We start from the raw sequence: 8964 nt of genomic DNA on the forward strand, positions 1-8964 counted from the left end.
CTGCCGGGCCGTTCTGCGCTTTCGCGCTTTCCCTTTCCGGCGGTTCCGACTCTATCAGCGTTTTTCCGACCCCCTGACCACTCCCCAGGCACACAGAGGTGTAGACCAGTGGTGTAGACCAGTTAGGATCCGCTTGAGAGTCGCTGCCGACCTCCGGCTCAGAGTTGCGCCGGGGTCAAGCAGGGGTACGACCCTACCGCCCGTTGGGAGTTGAGGCAAATCGCTTCCGGTGGCCCCTAGGCCGCCAACCCGGACTACTCGGGCGGAACCCGGACTTCTCATGACATACGCTTCTGATCAGTACGCCGTCCAGGACAGGCAGCGACGGCGACACAGAATCTCCACCCCCTGGGAGGCCCCCATGACCACCGTGACGTCGCCGCTCGAGGGCCGCGCCATCGGACTCGCCGCCGTGCCCGACCCTGTCTTCTCCGGGGCGATGGTCGGCCCGGGTACCGCCATCGATCCCGTGCGTGAGGCCTCGGCGGCCGTGGCGCCCGTGGACGGCATCGTCGTTTCCCTTCACCCCCACGCCTTCGTGGTCGTCGACGGTGAGGGGCACGGGGTGCTCACTCACCTGGGCATCGACACCGTGCAGCTCAATGGCGAGGGCTTCGAGCTGCTCGTGAACAAGGGGGACACCGTGACGCGCGGCCAGGCCGTCGTGCGCTGGAACCCCGCGGACGTCGAAGCCGCCGGCAAGTCGCCGATCTGCCCGGTCGTGGCCCTGGAGGCCACCGCCGACTCCCTAAGCGGCCTCGTCGAGGACGGCGATGTGAAGGCCGGCGACTCGCTCTTCTCCTGGCAGTGACATCGGTGCCGTCGTCGTCGACGGCAGCGGGTCGGGACATTCAACGTGGCGGCCCGTCCGCCACTCAACCGGAGACAGGTGTAATGGAGACAACGCTGCGGGGCGTCGGCGTGAGCCACGGTGTGGCGATCGGCGAAGTCCGCCACATGGGCACGGCGGTCCTCGAGCCGCCGGCGAAGCAGATCCCGGCCGAGGAGGCGGAGCGCGAACAGGGGCGTGCTCGCCAGGCCGTCGAGGCGGTGGCGGCCGACCTGATCGCGCGCGGCAATCTGGCCGGTGGTGAGGCACAGCACGTGCTCGAGGCGCAGGCCATGATGGCTCAGGACCCCGAGCTGATGGCCGACGTCGAGCGTCGTATCGCCGTGGGGAGCACGGCCGAGCGGGCCGTGTACGACGCGTTCGCCGCCTACCGGGCTCTGCTGGCCGGTGCCGGGGAGTACCTGGCGGGGCGGGTCGCGGACCTGGACGACGTCCGCAACCGGATCGTGGCGCGGCTGCTGGGTGTCCCGATGCCGGGGGTTCCGGACAGTGACGAGCCGTACGTGCTGATCGCGCGGGACCTCGCTCCGGCGGACACGGCGCTGCTGGACCCGGCTCTGGTGCTGGGTTTCGTGACCGAGGAGGGCGGGCCGACCAGTCACAGCGCGATCCTGGCGCGGGCGCTGGGGGTACCTGCCGTGGTGGCGCTGCCGGGGGCCGGTGAACTGGCCGAGGGCACGGTGATCGCGGTCGACGGCAGCACGGGTGAGATCTTCGTGGAGCCGAGCGACCGGAAGCGGTCGGAGCTGGAGCAGGCGGCGGCCGCGCGCCGGGCGGCGCTGTCGGCGGCGACCGGTCCGGGTGCGACGTCGGACGGGCACAAGGTGCCGCTGCTGGCGAACGTGGGCGGGCCCGCGGACGTGCCGGCGGCCGTGGAGGCCGGGGCGGAGGGCGTGGGTCTGTTCCGTACCGAGTTCCTCTTTCTGGACGACAGTGAGCAGGCGCCCTCGGAGGCCAAGCAGGTCGAGGCGTACCGCAAGGTGCTGGAGGCGTTCCCGGAGGGCCGGGTGGTCGTGCGGGTGCTGGACGCGGGTGCGGACAAGCCGCTGGCCTTCCTGACGCCGGCGGACGAGCCGAACCCGGCGCTGGGCGTACGGGGCCTCCGGACGCTGCTGGACCACCCGGAGGTGCTGCGGACGCAGTTGTCGGCCCTGTCGAAGGCGGCCGAGGGCCTGCCGGTGTACCTCGAGGTCATGGCGCCGATGGTGGCGGACCGTACGGACGCCAGGGCCTTCGCGGACGCCTGCCGTCAGGCGGGGCTCCGGGCGAAGTTCGGTGCGATGGTGGAGATCCCGTCGGCGGCGCTGCGGGCGCGTTCGATCCTGCGGGAGGTGGAGTTCCTGTCGCTGGGCACGAACGACCTGGCGCAGTACACCTTCGCCGCGGACCGGCAGGTGGGTGCGGTGTCGCGGTTGCAGGACCCGTGGCAGCCGGCGCTGCTGGACCTGGTGGCGCTCGCCGCGGAGGCGGCCGCGGCCGAGGGCAAGAGCTGTGGTGTGTGTGGTGAAGCCGCTGCGGATCCGCTGCTCGCCTGTGTGCTGACGGGTCTGGGGGTCACCTCCCTGTCGATGGGTGCCGCGTCGATCCCCTACGTGCGGGCGACGCTGGCCAAGTACACGCTGGCGCAGTGCGAGCGGGCGGCGGCTGCGGCGCGGGCCACGGACACCGCCGAGGAGGCGCGGCTCGCCGCGCAGGCGGTTCTGTCCGGGGAGTAGTCCCCGGACGGGGTCGTTGGAGGGGCTTTCCCGCCGGTGGCGGGGAAGCCCCTTTCTCTGTTCCCTGTCTCAGTGGTGGGTGGGCGGACGGCCGTCGTCGGGCGTGATGTCGAAACCGGCGCGGTAGTCGACGCCGGGCTCCGGTGAGAGGGGCTCTCCGGTGTCGGCGTCGGTGCAGTAGGCGTTGAACACCTCGGCCGCGGTGAGCGGGACGAGCCGGCCGTGGTCGAGGCGCCAGCCGTGCACCCGATCGGGCTCGGCGGGGGTGGTGGTGCGCAGGACGAGGCCTCCGGGGCTTTCGAGTGCGATGCCGGCGGCGAGGACGGTGACGAACTCGGCGCCTTCGGTGGGGTCCAGCACGGCGGGGCCGGTGGGGGGCCGTTCGGCGTGCAGCACGGCGAGGAGCTGTTCGTCGGCGGGGACGCTGCAGACGAGGTGGTGGGTGCCTGGTCCGGCTTCTTCGAGCAGTCGGGTCAGCGTCTGCGAGGCCTGGTCGAACGCCGCGCGGCCGATGTCCTGGCCGCAGTCGGCGCACTCCCCGATGTCGGTGAGGAGCATGGTGGCGTACTCCCAGGTGGCCTGGCGCACCGCGCGGTGGATGAGGAGCGGCACGAGCCGGTCGATGGGCTGGCCCGTGTAGGCGACGGAGGCGCCGGTGGCGGCTACCTCGGCGGTGAAGCGGCTGCGGCTGGCCGGGGTGTCCGGGTCGAGTCCGGTCTCGGCGCAGTAGTCGGCGTAGTCCTCGGGGTCGAAGAGGGTGACGGTGGTGTGGCCGCTTTCGGTCGCGAGGGTTCTGAGGAGTTCTTCGACCTGGTGGAGGTAGGTCTCGTGGTCGTCGAAGGTGAAGGTGCGGTAGCGGCTGCGCATCGCGGTGAAGTCCTGGTCGTCGGCGAGGAGGCCGACGGTGCTCGGCACTTCCCGGCGCAGTGCGGATTGTGCGGTCGCCGTGTTCCTGTTGTGTTCCATGAATCCCCCTTGTCCACTGGTGCTCACTCACAGTAATCGGCGGCACTGACAACGGGGGTGGCGGCCGCGGAGGGGGATGGGCGGGGGTGGTGGGGTGCGGGCGCCGGTGCGGGATCAGTCCGGGTGCCCGAAGGAATGGCGTTCGTCGGACTGGTGGGTGACGGGCGGGGGGGGCGGTTTCCGGTGGCGGCGCCGGCGGGTGGACGAGGCGCGGCGGAGTCGGTCGGTGCGGCGCGGTCGGCCTCGGACTTCGCCGCCGTGCTGGACGAGTCCGGGGCCGGGCGGGGCGGTTGGGTCAGGTCAGAGCTTCTCGAAGGGGTGCCGTTCGGTGAACTCCGGGGCGGTCATGCCCATGATGACGAGATCGTGGTGGCGGCCGGCGAAGAACTCGTGGTCACGCAGTCTGCCCTCCTCGACGAAGCCGAGCCCGCGGTGCAGGGCGAGCGACGCGTCGTTGAACGCGTGGATGGCCGCCTCGCATTTGTGGTAGCGCCGCTCGCCGAACATGAAGCGCAGCAGGAGCACCACGGCGTCGGTGGCGTAGCCGCGCCGCTGGTGGTCGGCGCCGATGCCGATGCCGTAGCGGAAGCGGCCGGTGCGCGGGTCGGCTTCGTTGACGGAGAGGCTGCCCACGAGCTCACCTGTGTCCAGTGCCTCGATGGCCAGCCGGAAGGTGTCCCCGGCCGGGGCGGCGACGGACTGCTCGGCCGCCCACGCGTGGTGGCGCTCCGCCGAGCGGGGCGGGTGGAGGACGTCGAGGGAGCGCTGGTGGTGGGTGTGGGCGTCGAACTCCATGAACCACTGCCAGTCCTCCGGTTCGATGCCGCGCAGCCGTACCCGCTCGCCGGTCCAGAAGGAGCTCACCGGGTGCCTCGGGCACGCTTGCGGGCGAGGTCCTCGTAGAAGCGGAGCAGGTCGAGGTTGTCGACGGAGCCGGGGTTGACGGCCTTGGACAGGTCGGTGCCCTGCAGGAGGCGTTTGACCGGGACCTCGATGCGCTTGCCGGTGAGGGTGTGCGGGACGCCGGGGACCTCGATGATCTCGTCCGGGACGTGGCGCGGGGACAGCTGCTCCCGAATGGTCCGCTTGATGCGGGCGGTCAGGGCGTCGTCCAGGGCGGCGCCTTCGGCGAGGTGGACGAAGAGCGGCATCCAGTAGCCACCGTCGGGCTCCTCCAGGCCGATGACGAGGGATTCGCGGATCTCCGGAAGGCGTTCGACCGCCTCGTAGATGTCGGCGCTGCCCATGCGGACGCCCTGACGGTTCAGCGTGGAGTCGGAGCGTCCGTGGATGACGACCGAGCCGTGGCCGGTGATGGTGATCCAGTCGCCGTGGCGCCACACGCCTGGATACATGTCGAAATAGCTGTCGTGGTAGCGGCTGCCGTCCGGGTCGTTCCAGAAGCGGATCGGCATGGAGGGCATGGGGTTGGTCACGACCAGTTCCCCCACCTCACCGGTGACGGGCCTGCCCTGCGGGTCCCATGCCTGGAGGTCGGTGCCGAGGCAGGCGGCCTGGAGTTCGCCGATGTGGACGGGGAGGGTGGGGACCGCGCCGGCGAAGCAGCTGCACACGTCCGTGCCGCCGCTGACGGAGGCGATCCACAGGTCGTCGCGCACCTCGTCGTGGAGCCAGCGGAACCCGTCCGGCGGGAGCGGTGAGCCGGTGGTGGCGACACAGGTGATACGGGAGAGGTCGTAGTCGCGGGAGGGGTGGACACCGGCCTTGCGGCAGGCCATGACGTAGGCGGCGGAGGTGCCGTACAGGGTGGCACCAGTGATCTCGGCGACGCGCCACTGGGCGCCGGTGTCCGGGTGGCCGGGGCTGCCGTCGTACACGACCACCGTGGTGCCGGTGAGCAGGCCCGAGACGAGGAAGTTCCACATCATCCAGCCGGTGGAGGTGTACCAGAAGAACCGGTCCTCGGGGCCCAGGTCGCAGTGGAGGCCGAGCTGCTTGAAGTGTTCGAGGAGGATGCCGCCCTGCGACTGGACGATCGCCTTGGGCAGTCCGGTCGTGCCCGAGGAGTACAGCACCCACAGGGGGTGGTCGAAGGGGACCTGCTCGAAAACCGGCTCCCTGTCCCCCGCTGTGAGGGCGGACCATTCGAGGGCGCCTTCCGGGGCCCGCGTGCCGAGGAGCGGGATGTGCACGACCGCGCGCAGGGAGGGCAGTTCGCGGCGGAGTTCGGCGACGGTGTCGCGGCGGTCGTGTTCCTTGCCGCCGTAGCGGTAGCCGTCGACGGTGAACAGGACGACCGGTTCGACCTGCTGGAAGCGGTCGAGGACGCTGCGGGCGCCGAAGTCGGGGGCGCAGGATGTCCAGACGGCGCCGACGGCGGCGGTGGCGAGGAGCGCGGTGACGGCTTGCGGGATGTTCGGCAGGTAGCCGCTGACGCGGTCGCCGGGGCGGACGCCGAGGGCGCGCAGCTCGGCGGCGAGGGCGCCGACCTGGCGGCGCAGCTCGGCCCAGCTGACGGGTGTCACCTCGTGCGTCTCGTCGACGTGCAGCAGGGCGGGGGCGTCGGGACGGTCGGCGGCGGCGCGAAGCGCGTGCTCGGCGTAGTTGAGGGTGGCGCCGGGGAACCACTGGGCGCCGGGCATGGAGCGGTCGCCGAGGACGCGCTCGTACGGCGTGGAGAACCGGATGTCGAACCACTCGGCGACCGCCTGCCAGAAGCTGTCGAGGTGGTCGACCGACCAGCGGTGCAGTGCGGCGTAGCCGCCGTCGGCGGGTGCGCCGTGCCGCTCGGCCGCCCAGGCCTGGAAGCGGGTGACCGCCGCCGAGTCGACGCGGTCCTGGTCGGGTTGCCAGAGCGGCTCGGGGCGGGCGTGCTCTGTGGTCATGGGGCTGCTCCCTGGCTGTGCGTCCCTGTACGCGGGTCTGCGTGGGTCTCGCGCACGTGCGGGGGTGTGCGCGTGACGCGGCTGACAGGACGATGCCATGTGATCGTTGTTCGCACCAGGGCTCACCACCCATGGTCGGCCGGATGAATATGTGCCCCCACCACAGGTGAACGCCGGTTGAACGGGCCCTGCGGGCATGGGGGCGGGTGGCAGGGTGAGCGGCATGGACGGTCGTGATCTGGTGCGCTCGGTGAGGATCTTCAGCACGGTACGGGGGCTGCGGGCGGTGCGGTCGGCATGGCGGCGGCGGCGTGCGGACGCCGTCGGACTGCGGCCGCGGGGGGCGGAGCGGGCGCGGGTGCCGGGGCCCGCACAGGGTGTCGAGCCGCTGCCGGGCGGCGGGATCGTCCGGTTCGCCCGGTCGCGGGTACGGGTGTGCGTGGCGAGCGGCGGCACGGTGTTCTGGGGGTGGGACGGGGCGGAACCGCTGCCCTCCTACGCGCTGGCTGGCGGGCCGCCGGAGCCGGATCCGCGCGCGGAGCTGGAGCCCGACAAGGGCGGCGGCTGGCGGGTGGTGTCGGAGCGGGTGACGGTCGCCGTGTCACGGAACGGCGCGGTGGAGGTCCGTACGCCCGGCGGGGTGGTGCTGCGGCGGGACCTGCCGCCCCGGTGGTGGGAGCCGGTCGCCGGGGGGCCCGCGCGGTGGGTGCAGCGGACGGAGGTGCCGGCCGACGCGCGGTTCTTCGGGCTGGGCGGGCGGGCGGCGGGGCCACGGTTGCGCAGCGGGACCTACCGGCTGTGGAACACGGACCCCCGCGGCAGCTTCGCCCCGGGGGACGACCCGCTCTACATCACCATGCCGGTCCAGTTCGTGGTGTCGGACGCGGGGACGCACCTGGCCTTCCACGACAACTCCTGGGACGGGCAGGTGACGCTGCGGGAGGGTGAGGACGGAGCCGGCTCCGGGCACGACCGGCCGGGCGCGAGCGAGCTGCGGATGGGCGGCGGGCCCTTGCGCTGCTGGGTGGTCGTCGGCACCCCCGCGCGCGTGCTGCACGGCTGGACGGCGCTCACCGGCGCCCCCGCGCTGCCGCCGTCGTGGGCGCTGGGGCCGCAGCACGCCCGGTGGGGGTTCGGCAGTGAGGCGGAGGTGGCGCGGGTGGTGGCCGGTTACCGGGAGCGTGACCTGCCCCTTTCGGCGCTGCACCTGGACATCGACCACTACGACCGGCACCAGGTGTTCACGGTGGACCGTGAGAGGTTTCCCGATCTGCCCGGGCTCGCGCGGGGGCTGCGCGAGGAGGGGGTGCGGCTGGTGTCGATCGTCGATCCGGGGGTGAAGGCGGAGCGGGGGAACCGGGTCTATGAGAGCGGTGCCGCCGTGGGCTCCTCCGGGGCGTATGTGCGGGACACGAGGGGCCGTAAGGTGCGGGGCCTGGTGTGGCCCGGTGAGTGCGTGTACCCGGACTTCACGGATCCGGCGGTACGGGAGTGGTGGGGCGGGCTGTACGAGGAGCGGCTCGCGCAGGGGTTCTCCGGGGTGTGGCACGACATGAACGAGCCGGTGTCCTTCACGCCGTTCGGCGACATGACGCTGCCGCGTTCGGCGCGGCACGTGCTGGAGGGCCGGGGCGGTGACCACCAGGAGGCCCACAACGTGTACGGGCTGGCGATGGCGAGGGCCGGGTACGAGGGCTTGCGGCGGCTGCGTCCGGACGAGCGTCCGTTCCTGTTCTCGCGTTCCGGGTGGGCGGGGATGCAGCGTTACGGGGGCACGTGGTCGGGCGACGTGTCGACCGGGTGGCCGGGGCTGCGGGCCTCGCTGTCGCTGGTGCTGGGGCTGGGACTGTGCGGGGTGCCCTACTCCGGTCCGGACGTGGGCGGGTTCGACGGGAGCCCGTCGCCGGAGCTGTTCCTGCGGTGGTTCCAGTTGGGTGCCTGGCTGCCGCTGTTCAGGACGCACGCGGCGATCGACGCGGGGCGGCGCGAGCCGTGGGAGTTCGGCCCGGAGGTGCTGGAGCACGCCCGGGCGGCGCTGGCGGAACGGGAACGGCTGCGGCCCTACTTCGTGACGCTGGCGCGGTTGGCGCGGCTTACGGGCGCCCCGTATGCGCGGCCGGTCTGGTGGGGCTGCCCGGAGGACCGGGCGCTGCGCGACTGCGAGGACGCCTTCCTGCTGGGGGACGCGTTGCTGGTGGCTCCCGTACTCGAGCGCGGAACGGACCGGCGGGCGGTGCGGCTGCCGCGCGGGCGCTGGTACGACACGGCGACGGGCCAGGCGTACGAGGGGCCCGGGCAGGTGCTGGTGGACGCGCCGCTGTCGCGGATCCCGGTGCTCGCCCGGGCGGGCGCGGTGATCCCCGTGCGGGGCGGCGACGGGACCGACGAGCTGGAGGTGTGGGCCCCGGCCGTGGGGCGCACCGGGGGCGGTCTGGTGGTGCGGGACGTCGGGGACGGCTGGGCGGAGGCGGAGATCGAGCGGTACACCTCCCGGCTGGTGGGCGGGCGGGTGGTGGTCGAGCGGGTGATGGGCGACGAGGCGGTGGAGGTTGTGGGGCGGGTGCGGGTGCGGGGCGTGGGGTGAGGG

6 protein-coding genes are annotated in these 8964 nt (G+C 72.6%); 3 read left to right on the forward strand and 3 right to left on the reverse strand.

Features of this window, described 5'->3' with window-relative positions; all coding sequences use genetic code 11:
* Positions 1 to 361 precede the first annotated feature (361 nt).
* Both ABD347_RS28230 and ptsP read left to right on the forward strand, forming a co-directional pair.
* Positions 362 to 811, forward strand: coding sequence for a PTS sugar transporter subunit IIA (locus tag ABD347_RS28230; protein ID WP_344366505.1), 450 nt, complete (start codon positions 362 to 364; stop codon positions 809 to 811).
* An 83-nt stretch (positions 812 to 894) separates the two neighbouring features.
* Entirely contained in the window at positions 895 to 2565 is a 1671-nt protein-coding gene (gene ptsP, locus ABD347_RS28235) for a phosphoenolpyruvate--protein phosphotransferase (RefSeq protein ID WP_344366506.1), read from the forward strand.
* A 69-nt stretch (positions 2566 to 2634) separates the two neighbouring features.
* Here the strand turns inward: ptsP and ABD347_RS28240 are convergent, their stop codons facing one another.
* The 3 genes from ABD347_RS28240 to ABD347_RS28250 form a co-directional block, all read right to left on the reverse strand.
* Complete coding sequence (locus ABD347_RS28240) at positions 2635 to 3531, reverse strand: hypothetical protein (protein WP_344366509.1); 897 nt, start codon at positions 3529 to 3531, stop codon at positions 2635 to 2637.
* Positions 3532 to 3831: 300 nt separating this feature from the next.
* A complete protein-coding gene (locus ABD347_RS28245; protein WP_344366511.1) occupies positions 3832 to 4395 on the reverse strand; it encodes a GNAT family N-acetyltransferase in 564 nt (187 codons plus the stop codon).
* On the reverse strand, positions 4392 to 6377 hold the full coding sequence (locus tag ABD347_RS28250; protein ID WP_344366514.1) for an acetoacetate--CoA ligase: 1986 nt from the start codon (positions 6375 to 6377) through the stop codon (positions 4392 to 4394). Before ABD347_RS28250 ends, ABD347_RS28245 begins: the two co-directional genes overlap by 4 nt.
* Positions 6378 to 6600: 223 nt before the next feature.
* Between ABD347_RS28250 and ABD347_RS28255 the strand changes: the two genes are divergently transcribed.
* Complete coding sequence (locus tag ABD347_RS28255) at positions 6601 to 8961, forward strand: glycoside hydrolase family 31 protein (RefSeq protein WP_344366516.1); 2361 nt, start codon at positions 6601 to 6603, stop codon at positions 8959 to 8961.
* The last annotated feature ends 3 nt before the right edge of the window (positions 8962 to 8964 follow it).

It is taken from the genome of Streptomyces gobitricini (assembly GCF_039532985.1).
Taxonomy (GTDB): Bacteria; Actinomycetota; Actinomycetes; order Streptomycetales; family Streptomycetaceae; genus Streptomyces; species Streptomyces gobitricini.

What these genes read in the sequence shown, in the direction of transcription:
- ABD347_RS28230 (WP_344366505.1), top strand. Translation starts at nt 362, where the DNA reads ATGACCACCGTGACGTCGCCGCTCGAGGGCCGCGCCATCGGACTCGCC.
- ptsP (WP_344366506.1), top strand. Translation starts at nt 895, where the DNA reads ATGGAGACAACGCTGCGGGGCGTCGGCGTGAGCCACGGTGTGGCGATC.
- ABD347_RS28240 (WP_344366509.1), bottom strand. Translation starts at nt 3,531, where the DNA reads ATGGAACACAACAGGAACACGGCGACCGCACAATCCGCACTGCGCCGG.
- ABD347_RS28250 (WP_344366514.1), bottom strand. Translation starts at nt 6,377, where the DNA reads ATGACCACAGAGCACGCCCGCCCCGAGCCGCTCTGGCAACCCGACCAG.
- ABD347_RS28255 (WP_344366516.1), top strand. Translation starts at nt 6,601, where the DNA reads ATGGACGGTCGTGATCTGGTGCGCTCGGTGAGGATCTTCAGCACGGTA.